Below are 1,600 nucleotides of genomic sequence, written 5' to 3' on the forward strand. Positions count from 1 at the left end.
TCTGGAAGAGATTCTCGGATCCGACGTCGTCCGCCGTACCGGATCCATCAGGCTCGCGGGAGTGCCCGGCGCGCCGGTCGAGCTCGCTGATTCGGAGGATTGCGATGCGCTGGCACAGTGCCTGCGCGAGAACGACATTGCCGTCGAGCAGTATTCCAGCGAGTTGGGGCGCGGGATCTTCCTACCGGACGACGCGGTGATGAATCCTGCGCGTCGCGCGCTGGGGTTGGCGTCGATCCTCGCGGGCCGCGCCCGGTTGTACGAGAACACGCCCGCAACCGCCATCGAGCCAGGAGCAGTCACGACGCCGAGTGGGGTGATTCGGTGCGGCCTGGTTCTCGTTGCCGTCGACGGTCGGCTCGAACAGGTACTCCCCCAGCTCGACGGCCGGGTTCGGACCGCGCGTCTGCAGATGCTCGCCACCTCGCCCGTGACGCCGAGACGACTGCCCTGCCCCGTGTACGGACGATGGGGATACGACTACGCGCAGCAGGACGCGTCGGGACGGCTGTATGTCGGGGGCGGTCGTGACCTCTTCGTAGACGACGAGTGGACACCGTCCGACGAACCGACCGCCCAGGTGCAGGACTACATCGAATCTGTCGCGACATCGTTTGCAGGAGAATCTTTTTCGGTTGTTGCGCGTTGGGCTGCATCCGTGGGATTCACCGCGGACGGGCGCCCGCTGTGCACAGTCGTCGACGACACCGTGGTCGCATTCGGCGGCTACAACGGGACAGGCAATCTGGTCGGCCCGGTCACCGCTCGTGCCGCCGTTGCGCTCGGGCTCGACGGGATTGCAGTGCCGCAGTATCTGAGCAGCTGACGCATGGCAGTGTGGACCCATGGCCGAAGAACCGGAACGCACCGAGGACGGTCGCTACATCGTCATCAAGGGTCGACGTTGGCGCGCAACGGATCCTGACATCCCCGAGGATCGCAATGCCGAACTGCGGTCGATCCTGATGGCGTGGCGCAGGGAGGTCAAACGGACGTCGGGCGCACCGGAATCTCGGGCAGGGGTGCACGCCACCAAAGTCGCCCTCGGCGAGCGTGGAACGCCGTGGTGGGAACAGTCCGACGACGAACGACGAGCCCGCTGGGAATCGGAAGTATCGCGGCCTGCCGACACCTGACCCTCGCCAGATGGTTGCCATGATGGAAACTATCCAATACAGTTTCCACCATGGAAAGCATCGGAAGACCCACACCTGCCGAAGCACGGACAGCCCTCGACGACATCGACCGAGTTCAGCGCGCGGTACGAGACACTCCGTGGCCGATCTGGCTGTACCCGGTCAACGCGGTGCTGCTTGCCGTTTTCGCACTGACCGCCCTTCTCGACAGCCAGGCCGCGCCCCTGGGGGTCGCCGCGGTGATCATCGCGGTCAACGTCATCACCGGATATCGGATGGGGACGCCGTGGGCCCTACCCACCAACAGAGGCTTCCTCACCTGCGTGGCGCTCTCGGCGCTCTGCGTCGCACTGGCGCAGGCTGTCGGGAATCCCGGCGGACCGGCCTGGCCTGTGCTTCTGCTCGCCATCGCAGCTGCGTCGATCTACTCGATCGGATCGATCTTGCACTACCGCAGCACACGT

At 65.4% G+C, this 1,600-nt stretch carries 3 protein-coding genes; all 3 read left to right on the forward strand.

What is annotated here, in order from left to right; all coding sequences use genetic code 11:
* Positions 1-826: NAD(P)/FAD-dependent oxidoreductase (locus A2J02_RS04840; protein ID WP_068047472.1), on the forward strand; the 826-nt coding region annotated here is incomplete at its 5' end.
* 19 nt (positions 827-845) lie between these two features.
* The gene (locus A2J02_RS04845) at positions 846-1,136 is read left to right on the forward strand and encodes a hypothetical protein (protein ID WP_068047475.1); all 291 of its coding nucleotides are present in this window, start codon (positions 846-848) and stop codon (positions 1,134-1,136) included.
* Between the two features lie 50 nt (positions 1,137-1,186).
* On the forward strand, positions 1,187-1,600 hold a 414-nt coding region (locus A2J02_RS04850), incomplete at its 3' end, for a hypothetical protein (protein ID WP_068047478.1).

It is taken from the genome of Rhodococcus sp. EPR-147 (genome assembly GCF_001647185.1).
In the GTDB taxonomy this organism is placed as follows: domain Bacteria; phylum Actinomycetota; class Actinomycetes; order Mycobacteriales; family Mycobacteriaceae; genus Rhodococcoides.

Coding starts and splice junctions, on each gene's coding strand:
- A2J02_RS04845 (WP_068047475.1), top strand. CDS start 846: ATGGCCGAAGAACCGGAACGCACCGAGGACGGTCGCTACATCGTCATC.